21 protein-coding genes are annotated in these 22,484 nt (G+C 59.3%); 7 read left to right on the top strand and 14 right to left on the bottom strand.

Translation table 11 applies throughout. The annotated features are described in order from the left end of the window. Positions 1-46: 46 nt before the first annotated feature. From mnmC to BZL43_RS26155, 5 genes are all read left to right on the top strand, one after another. Positions 47-2,029 (top strand): bifunctional tRNA (5-methylaminomethyl-2-thiouridine)(34)-methyltransferase MnmD/FAD-dependent 5-carboxymethylaminomethyl-2-thiouridine(34) oxidoreductase MnmC, encoded by a 1,983-nt coding sequence (gene mnmC / locus BZL43_RS26175; RefSeq protein WP_095634949.1) that lies wholly within the window; start codon positions 47-49, stop codon positions 2,027-2,029. A gap of 123 nt (positions 2,030-2,152) precedes the next feature. Then, a complete protein-coding gene (locus BZL43_RS26170; RefSeq protein WP_095634948.1) occupies positions 2,153-3,925 on the top strand; it encodes an N-acetylglutaminylglutamine amidotransferase in 1,773 nt (590 codons plus the stop codon). Positions 3,926-3,928: 3 nt separating this feature from the next. Then, a complete protein-coding gene (gene ngg, locus BZL43_RS26165; RefSeq protein WP_095634947.1) occupies positions 3,929-5,677 on the top strand; it encodes an N-acetylglutaminylglutamine synthetase in 1,749 nt (582 codons plus the stop codon). A 262-nt stretch (positions 5,678-5,939) separates the two neighbouring features. Continuing rightward, the gene (locus tag BZL43_RS26160; RefSeq protein WP_095634946.1) at positions 5,940-7,130 is read left to right on the top strand and encodes an osmoprotectant NAGGN system M42 family peptidase; all 1,191 of its coding nucleotides are present in this window, start codon (positions 5,940-5,942) and stop codon (positions 7,128-7,130) included. Between the two features lie 255 nt (positions 7,131-7,385). After that, on the top strand, positions 7,386-7,613 hold the full coding sequence (locus tag BZL43_RS26155) for a YheU family protein (protein ID WP_003199186.1): 228 nt from the start codon (positions 7,386-7,388) through the stop codon (positions 7,611-7,613). Between the two features lie 5 nt (positions 7,614-7,618). Here the strand turns inward: BZL43_RS26155 and csrA are convergent, their stop codons facing one another. The 3 genes from csrA to BZL43_RS26140 all read right to left on the bottom strand — a co-directional run bounded on the left by csrA (position 7,619) and on the right by BZL43_RS26140 (position 9,169). After that, positions 7,619-7,804, bottom strand: coding sequence for a carbon storage regulator CsrA (csrA, locus tag BZL43_RS26150; RefSeq protein WP_095634945.1), 186 nt, complete (start codon positions 7,802-7,804; stop codon positions 7,619-7,621). Between the two features lie 152 nt (positions 7,805-7,956). Continuing rightward, the gene (locus tag BZL43_RS26145; protein WP_095634944.1) at positions 7,957-8,289 is read right to left on the bottom strand and encodes a YnfA family protein; all 333 of its coding nucleotides are present in this window, start codon (positions 8,287-8,289) and stop codon (positions 7,957-7,959) included. Positions 8,290-8,353: 64 nt separating this feature from the next. Continuing rightward, positions 8,354-9,169, bottom strand: a complete 816-nt coding sequence (locus tag BZL43_RS26140) for an SDR family oxidoreductase (protein WP_095634943.1) — start codon at positions 9,167-9,169, stop codon at positions 8,354-8,356. Positions 9,170-9,452: 283 nt separating this feature from the next. Here BZL43_RS26140 and BZL43_RS26135 point away from each other — a divergent pair, with 283 nt between their 5' ends. After that, entirely contained in the window at positions 9,453-9,611 is a 159-nt protein-coding gene (locus BZL43_RS26135) for a DUF3309 family protein (protein WP_177319020.1), read from the top strand. Between the two features lie 59 nt (positions 9,612-9,670). On the opposite strand, the gene BZL43_RS26130 is transcribed toward BZL43_RS26135, so the two are convergent. The 10 genes from BZL43_RS26130 to BZL43_RS26085 form a co-directional block, all read right to left on the bottom strand. Continuing rightward, positions 9,671-11,764, bottom strand: coding sequence for an LTA synthase family protein (locus BZL43_RS26130; RefSeq protein WP_095634942.1), 2,094 nt, complete (start codon positions 11,762-11,764; stop codon positions 9,671-9,673). A 372-nt stretch (positions 11,765-12,136) separates the two neighbouring features. Next, a complete protein-coding gene (locus BZL43_RS26125; RefSeq protein ID WP_095634941.1) occupies positions 12,137-12,739 on the bottom strand; it encodes an START domain-containing protein in 603 nt (200 codons plus the stop codon). 40 nt (positions 12,740-12,779) lie between these two features. Beyond that, entirely contained in the window at positions 12,780-13,034 is a 255-nt protein-coding gene (locus BZL43_RS26120) for a YkgJ family cysteine cluster protein (RefSeq protein ID WP_019582607.1), read from the bottom strand. A gap of 158 nt (positions 13,035-13,192) precedes the next feature. After that, positions 13,193-13,678: a translation initiation factor 2 gene (locus tag BZL43_RS26115; RefSeq protein WP_095634940.1), complete on the bottom strand. Its 486-nt coding sequence runs from the start codon at positions 13,676-13,678 to the stop codon at positions 13,193-13,195. A gap of 87 nt (positions 13,679-13,765) precedes the next feature. Next, positions 13,766-15,205 carry a PLP-dependent aminotransferase family protein gene (locus tag BZL43_RS26110; protein ID WP_007903895.1) on the bottom strand — a complete coding sequence of 480 codons (1,440 nt, stop codon included), beginning with the start codon at positions 15,203-15,205 and terminating at the stop codon, positions 13,766-13,768. 211 nt (positions 15,206-15,416) lie between these two features. Next, positions 15,417-16,229, bottom strand: coding sequence for an OmpA family protein (locus BZL43_RS26105; RefSeq protein ID WP_095634939.1), 813 nt, complete (start codon positions 16,227-16,229; stop codon positions 15,417-15,419). Further along, entirely contained in the window at positions 16,226-16,582 is a 357-nt protein-coding gene (locus BZL43_RS26100; protein WP_095634938.1) for a DUF4398 domain-containing protein, read from the bottom strand. Before BZL43_RS26100 ends, BZL43_RS26105 begins: the two co-directional genes overlap by 4 nt. 9 nt (positions 16,583-16,591) lie before the next feature. Continuing rightward, positions 16,592-17,428, bottom strand: coding sequence for an ABC transporter substrate-binding protein (locus BZL43_RS26095; RefSeq protein ID WP_095634937.1), 837 nt, complete (start codon positions 17,426-17,428; stop codon positions 16,592-16,594). A 73-nt stretch (positions 17,429-17,501) separates the two neighbouring features. Then, entirely contained in the window at positions 17,502-18,431 is a 930-nt protein-coding gene (locus BZL43_RS26090; RefSeq protein ID WP_095634936.1) for an electron transfer flavoprotein subunit alpha/FixB family protein, read from the bottom strand. Next, positions 18,432-19,181, bottom strand: coding sequence for an electron transfer flavoprotein subunit beta/FixA family protein (locus tag BZL43_RS26085; protein ID WP_003226982.1), 750 nt, complete (start codon positions 19,179-19,181; stop codon positions 18,432-18,434). A gap of 546 nt (positions 19,182-19,727) precedes the next feature. Here BZL43_RS26085 and BZL43_RS26080 point away from each other — a divergent pair. Then, complete coding sequence (locus tag BZL43_RS26080; protein WP_095634935.1) at positions 19,728-21,392, top strand: electron transfer flavoprotein-ubiquinone oxidoreductase; 1,665 nt, start codon at positions 19,728-19,730, stop codon at positions 21,390-21,392. A gap of 163 nt (positions 21,393-21,555) precedes the next feature. Here BZL43_RS26080 and BZL43_RS26075 read toward each other — a convergent pair whose 3' ends face one another. Beyond that, the gene (locus tag BZL43_RS26075; protein ID WP_095634934.1) at positions 21,556-22,446 is read right to left on the bottom strand and encodes an AraC family transcriptional regulator; all 891 of its coding nucleotides are present in this window, start codon (positions 22,444-22,446) and stop codon (positions 21,556-21,558) included. Positions 22,447-22,484 lie beyond the last annotated feature (38 nt).

The following is a 22,484-nucleotide window of genomic DNA, read 5'->3' as shown; positions in this document are numbered from 1 at the left end:
GGCAGCGATCGGCTAGAATGGCCACCTTGTCGTTGCCGAGCCTGCCATGAAACCTGTATTGCCCCACGCCCAACTCGATTGGGACGCTCAAGGTCGTCCGCGTTCGCGGGTGTTCGATGATGTGTATTTTTCCGACCAGTCGGGCCTTGAAGAAACCCGATACGTGTTTCTGCAGCAAAACGATTTGCACGAGCGTTTCGCCGCCTTGCCGGCGGATGGACGACTGGTGATTGGCGAGACCGGATTCGGCACCGGGCTGAATTTTCTCTGTGCCTGGCAGTTGTTCGAACAACAGGCGGTGGCCGGCGCGCGACTGCATTTTGTCAGCGTCGAAAAGTACCCGCTGAGCGCGCCCGATCTGCAACGGGCCTTGGCGTTATGGCCGGAACTCAAGCCGTTTGCCGATCAATTGCTGGCGCAATACGTCGCGATCCATCAAGGCTTTCAGCGCCTGGTGCTGGACAACGGCCGCGTCACCCTGACCTTGCTGATCGGCGATGCACTGGAGCAGTTGCCACAACTGGATGCGCAGATCGACGCCTGGTTTCTCGACGGTTTCGCCCCGGCGAAAAACCCCGACATGTGGACCGCCGAATTGTTCGCCGAACTGGCGCGCCTGGCGGCACCCGGCTCGACCATCAGCACCTTCACCAGCACCGGTTGGGTGCGCCGCCTGCTGAACGCGGCAGGTTTCAAGATGAAGCGCACCCCGGGCATCGGCCATAAATGGGAAATTCTGCGGGGCACGTTCCTCGGTTGGCCTGAAGAGACCGCTAAACCAGCCATGGCAAAACCCTGGTTCGCTCGCCCACAGCCGCTGACCGGCGAACGCCGCGCCTTGGTGATCGGTGCCGGGCTGGCCGGTTGCGCCAGTGCCGCCAGCCTGGCCGCGCGGGGTTGGCACGTGAGCTTGCTGGACCGCCACGCAGCACTGGCGCAGGAAGCCTCGGGCAATCCTCAGGGCGTGTTGTACCTCAAGCTTTCGGCCCACGGCACAGCGTTGTCGCAATTGATCGTCAGCGGTTTTGGCTACACCCGCCGTCTGCTGGAACAACTGCAGCGTGGCGTCGACTGGGACGATTGCGGGGTCTTGCAACTGGCCTTCAATGCCAAAGAAGCCGAACGTCAGGCGCAATTGGCCTCGGCCTTTTCACCGAGCCTGGTGCACCTGCTCGATCAACCCCAGGCCCAGGCCCGGGCCGGCATCGAATTGGCCCACGGCGGCTTGTTCTACCCTGAAGGCGGCTGGGTTCATCCGCCCGCGTTGTGCCAGTGGCAGGCGGGCTCAGCGAACATCCAGTGGCTGCCCCATCGCGACGTGCTGGAACTGCGCAAGGTCGATGATCAGTGGCAAGCCTGGAACGGCGATACGTTGCTGGCCAGTGCGCCGGTGGTGATACTGGCCGGCGCCGCCGAGATCAAGCGTTTTCCTCAAAGCGCCGATTTGCCCCTCAAACGCATTCGCGGCCAGATCACCCGACTGACGCAAACCCCTGAAAGCCAGCGCCTGGCCACCGTGGTCTGCGCAGAAGGCTATGTAGCGCCCGCACGCCTGGGCGAACACACCCTCGGCGCCAGTTTCGATTTCAAAAGCGATGAGCTCGCCCCAACTGTCGCCGAACACCTCGGCAACCTGGCGTTGCTCGAGGAAATTTCCACTGACCTGGTCGCCCGTCTGCATGCTCCAGAACTGGACCCGCAACAGCTTGAAGGACGCGCGGCATTTCGCTGTACCAGCCCGGACTACCTGCCGATCGTCGGACCGTTGGCCGACCAGGCTGCCTTCGTCCAAGCCTATGCCGCGCTGAGCAAAGATGCCCGGCAAGTGCCCGATGCGCCCTGCCCATGGCTTGAGGGGTTTTACGTCAACAGCGGTCATGGTTCTCGCGGCTTGATCACCGCGCCATTGTCTGGCGAGTTGTTGGCGGCATGGCTTGAAAATGAGCCGCTGCCCTTGCCCAGAACCGTGGCCGAGGCCTGCCATCCCAACCGTTTTGCCTTGCGCCAGTTGATTCGCGGAAAAGCCTGATCCATGGGCATATAACTTATCGGTCTAAAACTCCAGGGGTTCAGCTGGGTCAGTTTCCGGGTACCCGCCGTTTTTGGCGAGGTATCGATTGACCCTCCCCAACGGAAAAACCGGTAAGGACTTATGTGCGGATTAGCTGGAGAATTACGTTTCGACCATCAACCTGCGGACCTCGCAGCCATTGAACGAATCACCCATCACCTGGCCCCTCGTGGCCCCGACGCATGGGGTTTCCACAGCCAGGGGCCGATTGCCCTGGGCCATCGGCGCCTGAAAATCATGGACCTGTCGGACGGCTCGGCCCAGCCGATGATCGACCACCAACTGGGCCTGTCCCTGGCCTTCAACGGCGCGATCTACAACTTCCCGGAACTGCGCACTGAGCTTGAAAACCTCGGTTACGCCTTCTACTCCGATGGCGACACCGAAGTGCTGCTCAAGGGGTATCACGCCTGGGGCGAAGCTCTGTTACCCAAACTCAATGGCATGTTCGCCTTCGCCATTTGGGAGCGCGACGCCAAGCGTCTGTTCATTGCCCGCGACCGTCTCGGCGTGAAGCCGTTGTACCTGTCGCGCACCGGTCAACGCCTGCGCTTTGCCTCCTCCCTGCCGGCCTTGCTCAAGGGCGGCGACATCAACCCGATCCTCGACCCGGTGGCGCTCAATCATTATCTGAATTTCCACGCCGTGGTTCCGGCCCCGCGCACCTTGCTGGCGGGCATCGAAAAGCTGCCCCCGGCGAGCTGGATGCGCATCGACGCGGACGGCAGCACCGAGCAGAACACCTGGTGGACCCTGCCCTACGGCCCACATGCCGACGAAGTGAACCTGACCCTCGAAGACTGGCGCGACCGCGTACTCGACAGCACCCGCGATGCGGTGGCGATCCGTCAACGGGCGGCGGTGGATGTTGGCGTGCTGCTTTCCGGCGGCGTCGATTCAAGTCTGTTGGTAGGCCTGTTGCGCGAAGTCGGGGTCGAAAATCTGTCGACCTTTTCCATCGGTTTCCAGGATGCCGGCGGCGAGCGCGGTGACGAATTCCAGTATTCGGACCTGATCGCCAAACACTACGGCACGCAACACCATCAACTGCGCATCGACGAAAAAGAGATCATCGAGCAACTGCCCGCGGCGTTTCGCGCCATGAGCGAGCCGATGGTCAGTCATGACTGCATCGCGTTCTATCTGCTGTCGCGGGAAGTGGCCAGGCATTGCAAGGTGGTGCAAAGCGGCCAGGGCGCAGACGAGTTGTTCGCCGGGTATCACTGGTATCCGCAGGTGGATGGTGCGAGCGATCCGTATGCGGCGTATCGCGATGCGTTTTTCGACCGCAGCTACGCCGATTACGCCGCCACGGTGCAGCCGAAGTGGCTGACGGCCAACGACGCGGCCGGCGACTTCGTGAAGGAGCATTTCGCCCAGCCCGGTGCCGACGCAGCCGTGGACAAAGCCTTGCGCCTGGACAGCACCGTGATGCTGGTGGATGACCCGGTCAAACGCGTCGACAACATGACCATGGCCTGGGGTCTGGAAGCGCGTACGCCGTTTCTCGACTATCGCCTGGTGGAGTTGTCGGCGCGGGTGCCGGGCAAGTTCAAACTGCCCGATGGCGGCAAGCAAGTCTTGAAAGAAGCGGCGCGGCTGGTCATTCCCAGTGAAGTGATCGACCGCAAAAAGGGTTACTTCCCGGTCCCCGGCCTCAAGCATTTGCAGGGCGACACGCTGAACTGGGTGCGCGAACTGCTGCTCGATCCGAGTCAGGATCGTGGCCTGTTCAACCCCGCCATGCTCGACCGTCTGCTGACCGATCCACAAGGTCAACTGACCCCGTTGCGCGGCTCCAGGCTGTGGCAATTGGCAGCCCTGAACCTGTGGCTCAGTGAACAAGGAATCTGATCGATGAAACCTCACGCCACGGCTTATAGCCAACGCTTGTTGCGCGGTCAGACGCCCTCTTATGAACGCCTGCAAGCGCGCCTGGCCGAAGACGGCAGCGAATTGGGCGCCGCGCCAATCGCGGTGCATTGCGGTTGGGGCCGGCTGCTGATCGGCCACACCTTTCCCGATGCGGCGAGCCTTGCCCAAGAGTTGCTCAATGAGCAACCCGGTGAGCGGGACATCGCCTTGTACGTTGCCGCGCCCCAGCAAGTGTTGGGGCTGGAGCCGGCGCAACTGTTTCTTGACCCCTCCGACACCTTGCGCCTGTGGTTCAGCGATTACCGTCAGGCCACCCGAGTGTTTCGCGGCTTTCGCATCCGTCGGGCGCAAAGCGAGGCGGACTGGCAGGCCATCAATCAGCTGTATCAGGCACGCGGCATGCTGCCCATCGATGCGAATTTGCTGACGCCCCATCACCAGGGCGGCCCGGTTTACTGGCTGGCCGAGGATGAGGACAGCGGCACCATCATCGGCAGTGTCATGGGCCTGAATCATCACAAGGCCTTCAATGACCCGGAAAATGGCAGCAGCCTGTGGTGCCTGGCGGTCGATCCGCACTGTTCGCGCCCAGGCGTCGGTGAGGTGCTGGTGCGGCACTTGATCGAACACTTCATGAGCCGTGGCTTGAGTTACCTGGACCTGTCGGTGCTGCACAACAACCGTCAGGCGAAATGTCTTTACGCCAAGCTCGGTTTTCGCAATTTGTCGACCTTCGCCATCAAGCGCAAGAACGGCATCAACCAGCCGTTGTTTCTTGGCCCTGGCCCGCAAGCCGAGTTCAATCCGTATGCGCGGATCATCGTCGAGGAGGCGCATCGGCGCGGCATTGATGTGCAGGTGGATGACGCGCAAGCCGGCTTGTTCACCTTGATTCACGGCAGTCGTCGGGTACGTTGCCGCGAATCCCTGAGCGACCTGACCAGCGCCATCAGCATGACGTTGTGCCAGGACAAAAGCCTGACCCACAAAGTGCTGAAAAACGCCGGTCTGGCACTGCCCGCCCAACAACTGGCGGGGAGCGTGGACGATAATCTGGCGTTTCTCGACGAGCACCAACGGGTGGTGGTCAAACCGCTGGACGGTGAACAGGGCCAAGGGGTGGCGGTGGATTTACGGACCATCGAAGAGGTCCAGCAAGCCATCGAAAACGCCCGCACCTTCGACAGTCGAGTGCTGCTGGAAAGCTTCCATGAAGGCCTCGACTTACGGATTCTGGTGATCGGCTTCGAAGTGGTCGCCGCCGCCATTCGCCGACCGGCGGAAGTGGTGGGCGATGGTCAGCATTCCATCGGTGCGCTGATCGAGGCCCAGAGCCGTCGCCGTCAGGCAGCAACCAGCGGTGAAAGCAAAATTCCGCTGGACCACGAGACCCAGCGCACCGTGCAGGCGGCAGGTTACGACTACAGCAGCATTCTGTCGGCTGGTGAGCATCTGTTCGTGCGGCGCACGGCCAATCTTCATACCGGCGGCATTCTGGAAGACGTCACGGCGATTTTGCATCCAACCTTGGTGGACGCGGCGGTGCGTGCGGCGCGGGCGCTGGATATTCCGATGGTCGGGCTCGACCTGATGGTGCCGGCCGCCGACCAGCCGCAGTATGTGTTTATCGAAGCCAATGAACGCGCCGGGCTGGCCAACCATGAACCGCAGCCGACGGCCGAGCGGTTTGTGGATTTGTTGTTTCCGCATAGTCATCCGGCGGCCTCTTAGTAATGCAGTGCCTGGACGGGCGTCTTCGCGGGCAAGCCTCGCTCCTACAGATATGAGGCGACGATACCAATTCTGTAGGTGCGAGGCTTGCCCGCGAAGGCGGCCTGACAGGCAACGTAGATTTCCTTTCATGATCATTCCCACGCTCTGCGTGGTAATGACTCCTCGGACGCTCCGCGTCCACTTGGGACGCAGAGCGTCCCTGGCTGCATTCCCACGCAGAGCGTGGGAACGATCAGCTCTCAACCCATCAGGAGTTTCCATGACCCGCAAGATTCCCGAACCGGATCTCGATTATCTGCAAAAAGTCCTGCTGGAAATGCTCGCCATTCCCAGCCCCACCGGCTTCACCGACACCATCGTGCGTTACGTCGCCGAGCGTCTCGAAGAGCTGGGCATTCCCTTTGAGATGACCCGTCGTGGCACCATCCGCGCCACCCTCAAGGGCAAGAAAAACACCCCGGACCGTGCCGTCTCCGCCCACCTGGACACCATTGGCGCGGCGGTTCGCGCGATCAAGGACAACGGTCGCCTGACCCTGGCGCCGGTCGGTTGCTGGTCCAGCCGTTTTGCCGAAGGCAGCCGTGTCAGTCTGTTCACCGACAACGGCGTGATCCGCGGCAGCGTGTTGCCGTTGATGGCTTCCGGGCACGCATTCAATACTGCCGTGGATGAACTGCCGATCAGTTGGGATCACATCGAATTGCGCCTGGACGCCTACTGCGCCACCCGCGCCGATTGCGATTCGCTGGGGATCAGCGTCGGCGATTTCGTCGCCTTCGACCCGTTGCCGGAGTTCACCGAAAGCGGCCACATCAGCGCCCGTCACCTCGACGACAAGGCCGGCGTTGCCGCACTGCTGGCGGCGCTCAAAGCCATTGTCGACAGCGGCGAAGAACTGATGATCGACTGCCATCCGCTGTTCACCATCACCGAAGAAACCGGCAGCGGTGCAGCGGCTGCGCTGCCTTGGGATGTCAGTGAATTCGTCGGCATCGACATCGCGCCGGTCGCGCCCGGCCAGCAGTCCAGCGAACACGCGGTGAGCGTGGCGATGCAGGATTCCGGCGGGCCTTATGACTATCACTTGTCACGCCACCTGCTGCGGCTTGCCAGCGACAACGAACTGCCGGCGCGTCGCGACCTGTTCCGCTATTACTTCAGCGATGCTCACTCTGCCGTTACGGCCGGCCACGACATTCGCACCGCCCTGCTCGCTTTCGGTTGCGATGCCACCCACGGTTATGAACGCACCCACATCGACAGCCTCGCCGCCCTCAGCCGCCTGCTCGGCGCCTACATCCTCAGCCCGCCAGTGTTCGCCAGCGATGCACAACCGGCCAAGGGCTCACTGGACCGGTTCAGTCATCAGCTCGAACACGAGACGCAGATGGAAAGCGATACCCGGGTGCCGTCGGTGGACAGCTTGATCGGGCAGCGTTCAGACGGTTGATTGTTTCCTACGAACGTTCCCACGACGCAGCCCGGGTCGCTCCGCGTCCCTTCCGAGAGCTGGAACGCGGAGCGTCCCCTGAGGCATTCCCACGCAGAGCGTGGGAACGATCAAGACGCAATATCCCGCACGACGCGTACCTGTAGGAGCGAGGCTTGCCCGCGAAGGCGGTAGATCAGGCGCCACGTGAGCCCCAGGCTAGCCGCAATCGCCCATTCGCCGTAGCATCGCGCCATTGTTTAGCCGAGGTGCCTTATGCTGATTCCCCACGACCAACTTGAAGTCGACACGCTGACCCGCCTGATCGAGGATTTCGTGACCCGCGACGGCACGGACAATGGCGATGACACACCGCTGGAAACCCGCGTGCTGCGCGTTCGTCAGGCATTGACCAAGGGCCAGGCGTTGATCGTCTTCGATCCGGAAAGCGAACAATGCCAATTGATGCTCAAGCACGACGTGCCCAAGCATCTGTTCGACTGAGACCTTTAACGGGCTTTGGCTTTGGCCTGTTTGATCTGGATGCGCTCATAGACTTCGGCGCGATGTACGTTGACCTCCTGCGGCGCTTCGACACCGAAGCGCACGCTGCTTCCGTTGACGGCGAGAACCCGCACGGAAATGTTGTCACCAATGGAAATCAACTCGCCCACAACGCGACTCAGTACAAGCATGGCCTTCATCCTTCAGGGTTACCGGCCCTTGAAGATGCCCGGCGCGTAGCGGGTCTTCAATGCAACGGCAGCAAAACAGTCTTGCCCTACAACCCAAAAGGCTTTGCCCTGACGGACGCGTCTGACAACCGGTTGAATGAAGGGCCGATTCTTCAGGAAGCGGAAAAGCGCGGGCCAAACAGAATGACGCCCGCCCCCATCACACACAACGCCATGCCAATCCAGTCCGAGCCCAGCGGACGAATCCGCTCGACCACCGCCAGCCAACCGATTGACGCAATGATGTAGATGCCACCGTAGGCGGCGTAGGCGCGGCCGGCGTAGCTTGCTTCGACCCGGGTCAGCAGCACCGCGAACAGGATCAGGCTGACCAGCGCCGGGACGATCCATAAAGCGCTTTTACCCTGGCGCAACCACATCCAGAAGGCGAAGCAGCCGGCGATTTCGAACAGCGCGGCGAGGAAAAACCACAGGTAATTGAGCATGCAAATGTCTCGTGAGGATGGCCGGTTGCGGCCACCCTAACGACGGTCTTGCGCACGGGCAAGTTCAGCCTGCGGATTGTTTGGCCTTGGCGCGCATTTTGTCCGCCATGACGGTCATTTCGTTGTAGAGCAATTGCGGATCTTTCTGTTTGATCGCCCAGGCCATGCGGCCCTGCTCGTGAGGCAGAATCAGGAATTGGCCGACGGCGACTTGCTGATAGATGTAATCGGCAATATCGGCAGCGGTGATCGGCGAGCTTTCCAGCAACTTGCCGACCTGGGCTTTCATGGCTGGAGTCGGGCCGCGAAAAGAGTCCAGCAAGTTGGTCTGGAAGAATGACGGGCAGACCACATGCACGCTGACTTGCTCATGGGCCAGTTCGATCAACAGACTTTCGGACAACGCCACCACACCCGCCTTGGCCACGTTGTAGTTGCTCATGGCCGGGCCTTGCATCAGTGCGGCCATCGAGGCGATGTTGATGATCTTGCCTTTGCTTTTCTCCAGCAGTGGCAGGAAGGCCTTGCAACCCTTGACCACACCCATCAGGTTGATTGCGATCTGCCAGTCCCAGTCTTCCAGCGACAATTCACTGAAGAAACCGCCCGAGGCCACGCCGGCGTTGTTGACGATGACATCGATGCCGCCGAACTTCTCTTCACAGGCTTGGGCGAATGCCGTCAGTTGGCTGTAGTCGCGCACATCACAACGCTGAATGAAACCATCACCGCCGGCTTCGCGAACCCGCTTCAGGGTTTCTTGCAGGCCGGGTTCACTGACATCCGACAAGGCCAGCTGCCAGCCTTCACGCGCCCAGCGCAGCGCGATTTCGCGACCCAGGCCTGAGCCCGCGCCAGTGATCATCATGCGATTTTGCATAGCAAACAGCCTTGTTGTTCCGGGGAAGATGCACCGAGTGTAGCGAAGGATAATGCGCGACCCACGCTCCATCAGATTGCTGAATGGCCAGCGATGAACCACGGCGCGGTCCGGTTGTTTCAACTTTGAGACGCAATAAAAGAAATAAACGTACTTGCCAAATACATTAAAAAAACCTGGAATTTTTCTTCATATCCATGAGTCGGATTTTGTAAGCAGCTAGGATTAATACAAGTCCTGCTGATGGCTCAAACGCCAGGTCAAATCCACAACCAACAAGGAAATAGACATGGGCACAATTCTTATCATTATTCTTATCCTGTTGCTGTTAGGTGGTCTGCCGGTCTTCCCATACTCCAGAAGTTGGGGTTACGGCCCGTCCGGTATCATCGGCGTGGTGTTGGTGGTGCTATTGATCCTGCTGCTGCTTGGCAAGATATAAAGGTTTTGCCGGCAAAAAAAAGAGGCCCTGCGAAGGGCCTCTTTTTATTGCACCGAAACTTAATCCGGCTTGCCGTCAACGACACCGGCGGTGTTATCAATCAGGCTTTTGGTAGCCGTCTGGATGAACGACTCGAGCTTTTGCTTGAGCGCCGCTTCGTCAGCCGATGCCGGGATCACTTCACCTTTGGGATTGGCGCCCAGTTCATATTGATACAACTTCGGCGGCATTTCCTTGGGCAATACCAGCACACGATCCCCGGTGAGCAATGCAACCGTCTGATCGCTGCCCGACGGCTTGATCACGCCAAAACCCTTGTCGCCTTCCGGCAGGTTCAACAAGTCTCGACCCCAGCATTGATGAGCCACCTCTCCACCAATACGGCCCATGATGGTCGGCACGATGTCGATCTGGGTGCCGACGGTGTGGTCGACCTGGCCGAATTTTTCCTGGACGCCCGGCCCGATCAGCAACATTGGAACGTTGAAGCGACCCAAGTCCATTTCAGTGATCTGCTGTTCGTTGCCAAAACCGTGGTCGCCGACCACTACAAACAGGGTTTCCTTGAAATACGGCTCTTTGCGGGCCTGTTCGAAGAATTGACCCAACGCCCAGTCGGAGTAGCGCATGGCGGTCAAGTGGTCGTTGAGGTTGCCGCGATCGGTCACAGGCTTCACCGGCAATGGCGTCGGCAAAGCGTACGGCGTGTGGTTGGACAGCGTTTGCAGCAAGGCATAGAACGGTTTCTTGTCCTTGCCATCACGGGCCTTCAACTCTTCCAGGCCACGGTTGAACATGTCCTGGTCGGACACGCCCCAGGTTGCATCGGAAAACACCGGGTTGACGAAGTCATTACGCCCGATGAAGGTGGTCATGCCCTGGTTGCTGAAGAAGCCCGACTGGTTGTCCCAGGCGAAGTCGCCGTTGTAGACGTACACATCATCGTAGTCCCGGGCGCTGAGCAATTGCGGCAGGCCGGACAGTTTGTGACTGCCTTCGGGTGTCTGCATCAGGTATTCGAAACCCGGCAAGTTCGGGAAGCAGGCCATGGTGGCGAACATGCCCTGGTGGGTATGGGTGCCGTTGGAGAAGAAACGATCGAACAACAGGCCTTCTTTCGACAGTTTGTCGAAGTACGGCGTGATGTCACCCGGACGACCCAGGGCGCCCACCGAGTGACCGGCGAAGCTTTCCATCAGGATCACCACGACGTTCTTGATCGGCAGTGTCTTGTTGGTGTCGGGGCTGAAATTGCGACGCACCGCGGCGGTCTCGGTATCGATCAGCTTGTCACTTGGGGTCAACAACAAATCGCGCACAGTCTGCTGGGCCTGAGGCTGTGGCAATGTGGCCTTCCAGACATTGTCGCGATGTTCGGACAGCCGGCTTTTGGCCGCTGCAATCAACGACAGCGTGCCATTGAGGCCCAACTGATTGGCGAAGTTCGAATCGGTGGTGTACACGTCACCCCAACGCATTGGCGGCCCTTGACGCAGGGTGCCACGCGCAGCGACCACGCAAATCAGCAGGCAGACCAGGAACACCGCGCCACGCGTATACCACGGAGCAACCTGTCGCGTACTGATGCTGCCACCGCTGAACGGCCCGCGAGGACGCGTGGCACGGTCGGCGCCCTTGAACGCAAGCGTCAGAATCAAGGTGCCCACGCCCCACGCCAGCAGGTAGCGAACCACCGGAAAACCGTACCAGAGCATGCTCATCACGGTTTTCGGGTCTTCCTTCACGTACTGGAAGACCAGACCGTTGAGGCGCTGGTGGAACTCGCGGTAAAAGTCCATCTCCATCAGGCCGAGGAACAGCGCGATGCTTGAGACAACGGTCAGCCACAGCCGGAAAAACCCGCGGGCGGCCATCGCCCTGGCGCTGAACAATGCCAGCAGCAGCGGAATGCTGAGGTAAACCACCAGACGCAAGTCGAAACGCAGGCCGTTGGCGAACGCTTCCAGAAAGGTCGAAGCCGGTGTATCGAGGATCATCGAGCTGTTGTAGACCAGCAGCGCCACGCGCAGCAGGCTCAACATGACCATCATGATCACCGCACACATTAGCGTGTAGGCCAGATGCGATTTGACGGTCGGTTGCAGCAGGCGACTAGAAGCTCGCTGCTGACTCAGGGCGTCCGGGTTTGCCATGTCGTTTCAGGACCCATTGGAAGTTGAAGTTTCAAAAAATACAGCGGCGCCTTGCCTGAGGCTGGTCGGTTAACTGGGATTGCGTTTAACTGACCGGCACCCGCTGTCTTGCCCTCTGTTGGCCACCTTCGGCCCCGGGGCTTGCGCGGTGCGCAAATGTTGCACGATCAACCGCGGATTACCATGGATTACTGGCCCACGGCCCCCGAGTGTCGCTTGCAGCGTTGTGGGACAAGAGGCGTGGCGTAAAGTTGCGCAGGCTTACGGGTTGGCCGCGGGCGAATTGTCTTGGAGGCTTTGTGAAAATTTCGTTCAACGCATATCCAGAAACAAAATAAAGCCCCCGCCAGGACCTATGGAAAGAGTACGCGGTTACTTCTCGGCGCGTTCTTTCAGGGCTTTGAGGGTATTGAACGGCGCGTCGACCACAAACTTGTTGGCCAACCACGACGGCACGCTGCCACCGGGTTCGGTATGGGCCTGATAAGTCACTTCGACTTGATCGCCTTTAGGCACGAGCTTCCACAACCCTTTGACCTGAGCGACCCGAACAAAACCTTTTTCTTGCGCAAAGTACTGGGGTTGCCCTTCCAGCTCACGGGTCAGGCTGCCATCGGCGCCTTCAACGGTGGTGATATGCAACACGGAGTCGCGAGGGGTGACCGGCCAAGGGGTATTGAACTGGGTGTAGGTCCAGCTCTGGTTACCTTCATGTTTAAGCAACTTCTGAGTCTTGCACTCGTGAATCCATGCACAGGCACCCGGCACGTCTTCCTGCAATGCACGCAGTTTGGCCATGGTGGTCTTCATGACGGTCACGCCACGGTATGCCTTGTATTGGGAACCGGCCACTTCACTCAACGATACCTTGATGCCCTGTTCTTCCTTGGCGGTTTTCCATTCTTCGGCCTGGGCCGTGGAGGCCAGTAGAACCGTCAAACCACACAGCACAGCCATACGATGCAGCGAACCCATAGTCTTTTCCTTATTGTTGAAGTTCCATTCGTCGAACACATCACGCGGCCGTCATTTGCTCCCACCAGCCCAGCAACTTGATCGCTTCGTCGCTGCTGCTTCCGCAGACTTCGACATCGGCTTCAAATGCCGAACACACCGCAGGACGCTCCGGCTTGCCGAAAATGCTGCACAGGTTATCGGCAGACAGCTGGACGCAACGTTCTCCGGCGGCTTTGCCATTGGGCATGCCGGGGATCGGCGAACTGATGGAAGGGGCAATGCAACAGGCGCCACAGCCTTCACGGCATCTCATGACGACAAGCTCCTCGCGACGGGTAAAGGGACGTGGCACAGAGTAACGGCTAAAACGGCTGTTTAAAATTACCTGAGCCCGGGTTTTTTCATTCAAACGAAGGTGACCGACCAGTCTCCGACAAAGCGTCTGGTCCACGGGTCACGATGGGGAGGAAATTACTGCTTGAACTCGAATTCCAGCGCCGCGCCTTCAACTTCCCGCCGCTCTTCATTGCGCAGTTGCAGCTGCATTTCGTTGCTGAGCAGGCGACCGTTGAGCTGGAACGGGCTGCTCTTGTCGCCAAACATTTGTGGCAACAGCGTATCGCGTGGGGGCAAGGTGACCGTGCCGACCGGTTTCAGTTCTTCGACCATGTCCTTGGGCAGGCTCAAGTCGAGATCTGCCGAAGGGAGTCTGGTTTTCACGACCTCACTGGCCGGTTTCGACTTGGCGGCAATGGGGGAACGCTTCTTTACCGCTGCTGCCTTCTTTTTGGCCGGCGCAGCTTTTTTGACCGGTGCGGCTTTTTTGACCGGTGCCGCTTTTTTCGCAGGGGTACTGGCTGTGGGTTTTTCCTGAACGGAAGCCGCCATGACGCCTTCCGGGTGACAGGTCATTAGCAGGCAGATCAACAACCAGATGGCAGGAAAAATCGGCTTCATGGACCCAACGGCGTGAACGGCAGAAGTCTGTATGCTCGCCTGTTGGAGACGACAAGACAAGCGGGCCGTTCACCACTGCCCGACCGGTCAAAAACCGCTTGCCGTCTCCTGACAAAGTTGCGTCGCCAGCAACCCCAGCGTCATCAATGCACGCTCGGCCTCGCGGTTCCAGGGGATGCCACAATTCAGGCGAATGCAGTGATTGAACTGCTCGGTATTACTGAAAATCAGCCCCGGCGCAATGCTGATGCCCTGCTGCAACGCCCGCACATGCAGTTCTTGCGTATTCACCCGCCCCGGCAGGCTGACCCAAAGAATGAAGCCGCCGGTGGGCCGGGTCATCTGCGTACCTTCCGGGAAGTACTGCTGCACCGCCAATTGAAAAGCGCTGAGGTTCTTGCGGTACTCCTGACGGATGTAACGCAAATGCCGGTCGTAGCCACCGTTTTCCAGATAGGCCGCGATACCCATTTGCGTGACGCTGCAGGCCGAATGGGTGCTGAAAGTCTGCAAACGCTGGATTTCCTGCTGGTACTTGCCGGCAATCATCCAGCCGATGCGCACACCGGGCGAGAGGGTTTTGGAGAAGCTGGAGCAATAGATCACCCGATCCAGCCGGTCGTAGGCCTTGAGCGATTTGGTGCGCCCCTGCTCGAACATCAGTTCGCCGTAAATGTCGTCTTCGACGACCTGGATATCGAAATCCGAGGCCAGGCGCAGCAATTGTTTCTGCCGCTCTTCGGGCATGGTGCCGCCCAGGGGATTGCTCAGGCGCGTGGTCAGCACCAGCGCCTTGATCGACCACTGGTTGGCCGCCAGTTGCAGGGCTTCAAGACTCATGCCGGTGGCTGGATCGCTGGGAATTTCGATGACTTTGAGCCCTAGCAGGTCGGCCAGTTGCAGCAAACCGTAATAGGTTGGCGACTCGGCGGCGATCAGGTCACCCGGTCGGGTCAACACGCGCAAGGACATTTGCAGCGCATCGACGCAGCCGTGGGTGATCACCACTTCCGACGGGTCGACCACCACGCCGGCGTCGCGCATGCGGATCGCCACTTGCCGACGCAAGGGCTCGAAACCGGGGCTGAACATGTAGCTGAACGCCCGCGGACTATGGAAACGGGTGACTTTGGCCAATTGCTGATGCAGCGCCCGCACTGGCAGATAGTCAACGCTCGGTACGGCGGCGCCCAACGGGAAGACGCCTTCGCGGCGCGATTCGACCAGGACTTGCTGAATAATGCTGCTGCGGGTGACAAGGCCTGGTCGTTCGACCCGGGCAATATCCGGGGTTGGCGCCGTGAGCGCCGGCGTCTGGTGCACGTAGTAACCGGATTGCGGCCGGGCTCGAATCAGCCCCTGATCTTCAAGGTTGGCATAGGCCTGCAACACCGTTGCATGGCTGACGTTGAGCTGCGAGCTCATCTTGCGCACCGAAGGCACGCGCTCCCCTGGCTGGTAAACACCGCGGCGGATGTCTTCGGCCAGCTGCTGAGCAATACGTTGGTAAAGCAAGAGATTGGTCATGACGCAGCACTCGATTTCACGGGCATTTTATTCTTGTGTGAAACAATACCGGAACAGTTTGGAAGTGTACTGGGACAGTTATCACAATAGTCGACCGTACAGTGCATTGTCAGCAAAAAACTGTACTGTTTTTTGGCAGGCGTTAAGGATTTGGCAGGCACAAAAAAACCCGGCGCTGCTGACAGGCCGGGCTTTCCAGTAACGCAGCCCTTTAGCGGGCGGCGCCGAGCTGGCCTTTTTCGTCGGAGAACACAATTTCTACCCGACGGTTCTGCGCACGACCACGCTCTGAGGCGTTTGCATCTACCGGGTATTCATCGCCGTAGCCTTCGACCTTGATACGTTTGTCGTCGATACCCAGGTCCATCAACACATCCGCCACCGATTGCGCACGGTCGCGGGACAGCTTGAGGTTTTCCTGTTTACCGCCAGTGCTGTCGGTATAGCCCTCGATCCGCACCACTCGCTTGGGGTTGAGCTGCAAAAACTGGACGATCTTCAGCACCACACGGTTTGCCGAGCTTTTCAGCTCTGCTTCACCGGTATCGAACAGCACATCGCCCAAGGTCATCACCAGACCCCGGTCGGTTTGGGTAGTGGCCAACGCCACGATCTGCTCTTCGAGCCACTTGCCCTGTTGCTGCACGCTGAGCAACTTGGACTCACGCAGGGCCAGTTGCAGGCGCTGACGCTCGAGTTCGAGCTTCGCCGCGCGCTCCTCGTTGAGCACTTGATTGGTGTGTTCCCGGGCGATTTCGCTGTAGCGCCGGCTCAGGTAGGCGTAATGCACAACGTCCGAACCGCTGCCCCAGTAGCTGGACAGACGATCGGCCCGGGCCAGCGACTCGCCGGCGCGGATCACGTCCTTGGGCGCAATGCGCAGCACATTGGAGTCTTCCTTGACCTTCTGAAAGTCAGTGCCCGCCTGCTGGATTGCGGCTTCGCTGTGTTGACCGGCGCAGCCATAAAGGCTTGCACAACCGGCCAGGATCAAGCCGCCGAGTGCTTTGGTTTTCAGGCTCATTGGGCATCTCCCAGTTGCTTGCGCAAACGAGTGATACGGGTATTGAGCACGTTCAACTGCTCCTCACTCTTGAGGGTCAGAACCCGGGCTTCGGCCAGACGCGCGTCCAGCTCGGCCTGCTCGGCCCGCATGCGCGCATGCTTGAAGGACTGGTCGGCCATGTTGCCCTTGGCCCGCTTGAACTTGTCTTCAGCCAGTTTCAGCTCCGGCACTTCGTCGGCGGTAGCACCCACGGCCTTCGCTTGTTCAAGGGCTTGCTCGGTCAAGCGTATTTGTTCATTCGGCGCCGGATCGGCTGCACAACCCGCCAGAGCCAGAACGGCCAGGGCAGCGAAAAGAGGTCGAATACTCACTAAGAATCCCTACTGTTTTGGGGTACTGACAGGTTGTGGCTGCGGTTGTGAGCGCTGTGCCTTCCAACGCTCGATATTGCGCAGCAGCGCAGCTTCTGTCAGTCCGGACGCGGGCAATTCTGTCATCTTTTTGGCCAGCTGTCCGCGCAACCAAGGATCGTTGCAGGCAGAGTTATGGGAAACCGCAAGATACAGGCCCGGTTTATCGATGGGGTGTGGGTGGGCCATCAAGTCATTGGCCATCCCCAGCGTTTGCACCATGGCCATGCCCGAATAGCGGCCGGCGAGAACAAATTCCACCTCGTTCAACAGCAATTTCTGAAAGGCCTGGGTCAGATTGGGCGTACGCAACAGGGTCAATTGCTGTTCGGCAAAAATACCGAATGCGGGGGTTATACGAGCCTTTTCCGACAACGCGCCGGAATGACCGCGAAGGTCCTGGGCTTCGTTGTAGACCAGTAACGAATCGTTGCGAGTCCAGACCAGGTAATCGTTCTCCAACAGCGGTGGATGGACGTAATCCAGATTTTCCAGCTCACTGACCAACAACGGCGCATCGGCCAGCATGTCCATTCGTCCGCTGCGCACTTCCTCCAGGGCCTGGGAGCGTTTACCTGCGTAAAGCAGCTCGACCTTGATGCCCAACTCCCCCGCCACGTGCTGCAACAGATCAGCGCTGGCGCCCATCAGATGCCTGGGGTTTTGCGGGTCTTGCCACAGGTACGGCGGCGCGTCCGGGCTGCCGGTCACTACCAGGCGCTCGCATTTGCCCGCAGCTATGGACAGCCCCGGCAACAGCGTCAGGCCCAGCAGCAGTGACCAGCCACACACGTGGCGTAAATCCATGGCGAAACACCCCTCAAAAAACAAAAAAAAGCCCGACCAAAAGGTCGGGCTCTTTATAAGTCAAGCCGCCGGATTAGACCAGCTTCTCGAGCTCGGGGATGGCTTCGAACAAATCCGCCACCAGGCCGTAATCGGCCACCTGGAAGATCGGCGCTTCTTCGTCCTTGTTGATCGCCACGATCACTTTGGAGTCTTTCATGCCGGCCAGGTGCTGGATCGCGCCGGAGATACCGACGGCGATGTACAGCTGTGGCGCAACGATCTTGCCGGTCTGACCGACCTGCATGTCGTTGGGTACGAAACCTGCGTCGACCGCTGCGCGGGAAGCGCCGACGGCAGCGCCCAGCTTGTCGGCCAAGGCGTACAGGTGCTTGAAGTTGTCGCCGTTCTGCATGCCGCGACCGCCGGAAACGACGATCTTGGCAGCGGTCAGTTCCGGACGATCGGACTTGGCCAGTTCTTCGCCAACGAAGCTCGAAGTGCCAGCGTCGTGAGCAGCCGCAACGGCCTCAACAGCCGCCGAACCACCTTCAGCGGCAACCGGATCGAAACCGGTGGCACGCACGGTGATCACTTTGACCGCCGCGTTCGATTGAACGGTAGCAATGGCGTTACCGGCGTAGATCGGACGCTTGAAGGTGTCAGCGCTTTCGACCGAAATGATCTCGGAGATCTGGTCAACGTCCAGCTGCGCGGCAACGCGTGGCAGGATGTTTTTGCCGTTGGAAGTCGCAGCAGCCAGGATGTGGCTGTAGCCCTTGCCCAACTCGGCTACCAGCGGAGCAACGTTTTCCGGCAGTTGATGAGCGTAGGCAGCGTTGTCGGCTGTCAGCACTTTGGATACGCCAGCAATTTTTGCAGCGGCTTCAGCTACGGGGCCAGCGCCCTGACCTGCAACCAGAACGTGGATATCACCACCGATCTTGGCGGCAGCAGCCACAGTGTTCAGCGTGGCCGGGGCCAGCACTTTGTTGTCGTGTTCAGCAATAACCAAGATAGTCATTTAGATTACCTTCGCTTCGTTCTTGAGTTTTTCAACCAGTTCAGCCACCGACTTGACCTTGATACCCGCGCTGCGTGCAGCCGGCGCTTCGACTTTCAGGGTCTTGTTGGTGGAGGCGGTGGAAACGCCCAAAGCGTCCGGAGTCAGCACTTCGAGAGGCTTCTTCTTGGCTTTCATGATGTTTGGCAGAGACGCGTAGCGCGGCTCGTTCAAACGCAGGTCGGTGGTGACGATGGCCGGCAGTTTCAGGGAAACCGTCTGCGCGCCGCCGTCGATTTCGCGGGTCACGGCAACGCTGTCGCCGGACACTTCGACTTTAGAGGCGAAGGTGCCCTGACCGTAGCCGCTCAATGCCGCGAGCATCTGGCCAGTCTGGTTGTTGTCGCTGTCGATGGCTTGTTTGCCGAGGATCACCAGCTGAGGCTGTTCCTTGTCGACAACGGCCTTCAACAGTTTGGCAACGGCCAGGGAAGTCAGATCTTCTGCGGATTCGACGAGGATGGCGCGGTCGGCACCCAGAGCCAGCGCGGTGCGCAGTTGCTCCTGAGCGGTGGACGGGCCGATGGAGACGACGACGATTTCAGTCGCAACGCCTTTCTCTTTCAGGCGTACGGCTTCTTCCACTGCGATTTCGCAGAACGGGTTCATCGACATCTTGACGTTGGCGAGGTCGACGCCGGAATTGTCCGCCTTGACACGAACCTTGACGTTGTAATCCACAACGCGTTTGACAGCTACAAGAACCTTCATGGATTCCTCGTTACTCTCCGGTGAAAAGAAAGTCGCCTAGGCGAACCTGGCGGTTGATGCTCATCGGCGCAAGGGCACCTCTAAAAACGCTGGCAGGTGTAAAGGGTGAACCTTGCTCACGAGGCGGATAACCGTTCGTCAGTGGTGACTGACGAGTCATTCATTATCGTGGCGTGTAAACTGCGCGAAAAACCTGCGCGGCGCATCACCTTGTACTGCCATCGCCCTGTCTTTAGAGGTGCTCTTGAAACCAACAGTAAGCCTACGGCGAGCGCAAAACCGCCCGTATCTTGACCGGAACGCCTATTCCGGTCAATACGGCAAAATGACCACTCATAAGCCGCGGTGACTTTGATTTATCTGGCTTTGAGCCAATTCAAACAAACGTTTGTATTGGACGCTAGGAGTGGTGTAGATATAATGCGCCACCTAGAGAGAAAGGTGGATCATCCATTGTCCCTTCCGGCTTGCCGGAGGAAATAATGGATGCAACGCCAAACCTCCAATTAGAAAAAAAACTGTTGAGCCTTGAGTAGGAGATAGCCTGTGGAACGCGAATACATGGAATTCGACGTGGTCATCGTCGGTGCCGGCCCCGCTGGCTTGTCTGCCGCCTGCCGCTTGAAGCAGAAGGCCGCCGAAGCCGGTAAGGAAATCAGCGTCTGCGTGGTCGAAAAAGGCTCCGAAGTCGGTGCTCATATCCTGTCCGGTGCCGTGTTCGAACCACGCGCCCTGAACGAACTGTTCCCGGACTGGAAAGAACTCGGCGCGCCGCTGAATACGCCCGTCACACGCGATGACATCTTCGTTCTGAAAAACGCCGACAGCGCGCAGAAGATTCCTGACTTTTTTGTGCCCAAGACCATGCACAACGAAGGCAACTACATCATTTCCCTGGGCAATCTGTGCCGCTGGCTGGCTCAGCAGGCCGAGAACCTGGGCGTGGAAATCTACCCGGGCTTCGCTGCCCAGGAAGCCCTGTTCGACGAGAACGGCGTGGTTCGCGGAATCATCACCGGTGATCTGGGCGTTGACCGCGAAGGCAATCCGAAAGAAGGCCTGTACACTCCGGGCATGGAACTGCGTGCCAAGTACACGCTGTTCGCCGAAGGTTGCCGCGGCCACATCGGCAAGCAACTGATCAAGCGCTTCAACCTCGACAGCGAAGCCGACGCCCAGCACTACGGCATCGGCCTGAAAGAAATCTGGGAAATCGACCCGGCCAAGCATCAGCCAGGCCTGGTGGTTCACACTGCCGGTTGGCCGCTGGACATCATGGGCACCGAAAACACCGGAGGCTCGTTCCTCTATCACCTGGAAAACAACCAGGTGGTGGTCGGTCTGATCGTCGATCTTTCCTACAGCAACACCTTCCTTTCGCCGTTCGATGAGTTCCAGCGCCTCAAGCATCACCCGGTGCTCAAGCAATACCTGGAAGGTGGCAAGCGCATCAGCTACGGCGCACGCGCTATCTCCAAAGGCGGCTTGAACTCGCTGCCGAAGATGGTCTTCAAGGGCGGCGCACTGATCGGTTGCGACCTTGGCACCCTGAACTTTGCCAAGATCAAAGGCAGTCACACCGCAATGAAGTCCGGCATGCTCGCCGCTGATGCCGTGGCCGATGCGCTGTTCGCTGACCTGGACGGCACGCAAGAGCTGACCCCTTACGTCGACGCCTTCAAGAAGAGCTGGCTCTATGACGAACTGTTCGCCAGCCGCAACTTCGGCCCGGCTATTCACAAGTTCGGCGCCATCGTTGGCGGCGGTTTCAACTGGCTCGATCAGAACATCTTCGGCGGTAAACTGCCGTTGACCTTGCACGACACCAAGCCGGATTACGCTTGCCTGAAACTGGCGGCCGACTGCAAGAAAATCGATTACCCGAAACCGGACGGCAAGATCAGCTTCGACAAACTCAGCTCGGTGTTCATCTCGGGTACCAACCATGAAGAAGAACAGCCTTGCCACTTGAAGCTGACCGACCCAAGCATTCCGATCGCCAAAAACCTGCCGATGTACGATGAGCCCGCCCAGCGTTACTGCCCGGCCGGCGTGTACGAAGTGGTGACCAAGGAAGACGGCGAAAAGCGCTTCCAGATCAATGCCCAGAACTGCGTTCACTGCAAGACCTGCGACATCAAGGACCCTGCACAGAACATCACCTGGGTGGCGCCGGAAGGGGCTGGCGGCCCGACTTACCCGAACATGTAAGTTCAATTGCTGAACATCAAGGCTCCCGATACGGGGGCCTTTTTGTTGCCCGCAATCTTGTGGGAGCGGGCTTGCCCGCGATGAGGATTTATCATTCAACATTGAAGTCGACTGACCCACCGTAATCGCGGGCAAGCCCGCTCCCACAGGGATTCATGGTGTATCACGCGACGCGCTCATCCCCCGGATTACGTTCGAAGTAGCGCTTGTACTCACGGCTGAACTGCGACGTGCTCTGATACCCCACCCGATGCGCCACCTGAGCCACACCCAAGCCTTCGCCCACCAACAACTGCTGGGCCCTGAGCAAGCGCAAACGCTTCAAATACTGCACCGGCGACAACAACGTGCAGCGCTTGAAATGCTCATGAAATGTCGACGCGCTCATGTTCGCGCAACTGGCCAGGGTCTCGACATTCAGCGGCTCGGTGTAATGCCCATGCAGATGACTCAGGGACGCCGCGATCCGGGCGAACTGCCCCTGTTGTTCCACCAGCGCCCGCAACACATCCGCTTGCGGCCCGCGCAACGCCACAAACAACAATTCACGCAAGCGCGCCGGGCCCATGATCTGGCATTCCAGCGGATCGTGCAGGCAGCGCAACAACCGCTCCACACAACCGCGCATGGCATCGTCGAGCACTGCCGAAGTCATGGACTCGGGCGTCTGCGCGGGAACAGTGCGCCCCGGCGACAGCCCCATGGCCAGCACCAACTCACCCAGCATTACCCGGTCGATGGCGATGGAAACGCCCAGCATCGGGCCATCCGGCGCCGAAAACGTCTCGCACTCGAAGGGCACCGGCAACGCCTGAATCAGGTAATGCCCGGCACCGTATTCCAGCGTACGCGGGCCCAGATACGCCAATTTGCTGCCTTGGGCGATGATGACCAGGCTCGGCTCGTAGATTTGCGGGCCGCGGGCGACATCACAATTGGCGCGCAAAACCTGCACCCCAGGCAATGCGGTGGGCGCGAAACCATCGCGAAGGGTCAGCGGCTGGATCAGCGAAACCAGCGTGGCGTTGGCATCGAGATGACGGGTCAACAACATGAGGGAGCTCTTCAAAAGAAGTCGCGAAAAAAGTCGCA

The organism is Pseudomonas sp. PICF141 (genome assembly GCF_002286815.1).
In the GTDB taxonomy this organism is placed as follows: Bacteria; Pseudomonadota; Gammaproteobacteria; order Pseudomonadales; family Pseudomonadaceae; genus Aquipseudomonas.
Note: the sequence above shows the minus strand (reverse complement) of the source record. Positions and strands in the feature narration are given on the sequence as shown.

What these genes read in the sequence shown, in the direction of transcription:
- BZL43_RS26145 (WP_095634944.1), bottom strand. Translation starts at nt 8,289, where the DNA reads ATGCTCAATTACCTGTGGTTTTTCCTCGCCGCGCTGTTCGAAATCGCC.
- BZL43_RS26115 (WP_095634940.1), bottom strand. Translation starts at nt 13,678, where the DNA reads ATGAAGCCGATTTTTCCTGCCATCTGGTTGTTGATCTGCCTGCTAATG.
- BZL43_RS26085 (WP_003226982.1), bottom strand. Translation starts at nt 19,181, where the DNA reads ATGAAGGTTCTTGTAGCTGTCAAACGCGTTGTGGATTACAACGTCAAG.
- ngg (WP_095634947.1), top strand. Translation starts at nt 3,929, where the DNA reads ATGAAACCTCACGCCACGGCTTATAGCCAACGCTTGTTGCGCGGTCAG.
- BZL43_RS26125 (WP_095634941.1), bottom strand. Translation starts at nt 12,739, where the DNA reads ATGGGTTCGCTGCATCGTATGGCTGTGCTGTGTGGTTTGACGGTTCTA.
- BZL43_RS26155 (WP_003199186.1), top strand. Translation starts at nt 7,386, where the DNA reads ATGCTGATTCCCCACGACCAACTTGAAGTCGACACGCTGACCCGCCTG.
- BZL43_RS26160 (WP_095634946.1), top strand. Translation starts at nt 5,940, where the DNA reads ATGACCCGCAAGATTCCCGAACCGGATCTCGATTATCTGCAAAAAGTC.
- BZL43_RS26105 (WP_095634939.1), bottom strand. Translation starts at nt 16,229, where the DNA reads ATGAGCCTGAAAACCAAAGCACTCGGCGGCTTGATCCTGGCCGGTTGT.
- mnmC (WP_095634949.1), top strand. Translation starts at nt 47, where the DNA reads ATGAAACCTGTATTGCCCCACGCCCAACTCGATTGGGACGCTCAAGGT.
- BZL43_RS26130 (WP_095634942.1), bottom strand. Translation starts at nt 11,764, where the DNA reads ATGGCAAACCCGGACGCCCTGAGTCAGCAGCGAGCTTCTAGTCGCCTG.
- BZL43_RS26140 (WP_095634943.1), bottom strand. Translation starts at nt 9,169, where the DNA reads ATGCAAAATCGCATGATGATCACTGGCGCGGGCTCAGGCCTGGGTCGC.
- BZL43_RS26075 (WP_095634934.1), bottom strand. Translation starts at nt 22,446, where the DNA reads ATGTTGTTGACCCGTCATCTCGATGCCAACGCCACGCTGGTTTCGCTG.
- BZL43_RS26090 (WP_095634936.1), bottom strand. Translation starts at nt 18,431, where the DNA reads ATGACTATCTTGGTTATTGCTGAACACGACAACAAAGTGCTGGCCCCG.
- BZL43_RS26120 (WP_019582607.1), bottom strand. Translation starts at nt 13,034, where the DNA reads ATGAGATGCCGTGAAGGCTGTGGCGCCTGTTGCATTGCCCCTTCCATC.
- BZL43_RS26095 (WP_095634937.1), bottom strand. Translation starts at nt 17,428, where the DNA reads ATGGATTTACGCCACGTGTGTGGCTGGTCACTGCTGCTGGGCCTGACG.
- BZL43_RS26170 (WP_095634948.1), top strand. Translation starts at nt 2,153, where the DNA reads ATGTGCGGATTAGCTGGAGAATTACGTTTCGACCATCAACCTGCGGAC.
- BZL43_RS26110 (WP_007903895.1), bottom strand. Translation starts at nt 15,205, where the DNA reads ATGACCAATCTCTTGCTTTACCAACGTATTGCTCAGCAGCTGGCCGAA.
- csrA (WP_095634945.1), bottom strand. Translation starts at nt 7,804, where the DNA reads ATGCTTGTACTGAGTCGCGTTGTGGGCGAGTTGATTTCCATTGGTGAC.